Origin of the sequence: Mesorhizobium sp. M8A.F.Ca.ET.218.01.1.1, assembly GCF_004791165.1 — a bacterium.
In the GTDB taxonomy this organism is placed as follows: Bacteria; Pseudomonadota; Alphaproteobacteria; order Rhizobiales; family Rhizobiaceae; genus Mesorhizobium.
This window is the reverse complement of sequence record NZ_SRUZ01000156.1, coordinates 1-309: the sequence shown is the minus strand read 5'-3', so window position 1 is coordinate 309 and position 309 is coordinate 1. Positions and strand designations below refer to the sequence as shown.

General features: G+C 57.9%; 1 pseudogene. It reads left to right on the top strand.

Annotation, left to right across the window (positions count from 1 at the left end):
* Positions 1-140, top strand: a pseudogene (locus EN861_RS36575) (PilZ domain-containing protein); the annotation flags it as partial.
* Positions 141-309: the final 169 nt, after the last annotated feature.

Here is a 309-nt window from a genome sequence, read left to right as displayed (position 1 = left end):
CGGCGATCGGCGTCCAGGTCATGCTCGGCACCATGCGGGGACAGATCGTGCGCCATTTCGAAGATGGCGTGGCCATCGAATTCGCGGTCATTCAGCGTCCAGAATCCCTCGATTCGGAATTCAACACGCCGCGCTCCTGACCAGCGCCGCCAGCCAGGCGTCATCGAACCGGCCCTTCGCGGCCGGTTTTTTGTTTTCGCGCATGACGGGATTTACCCTTGATCAATCGCCGTTGCCGACGTCCGGATCGGCTTGACGCCGGGGCAAACTATGATAGCGCTGCAACAAATCAAAACTAAAATGATTCAA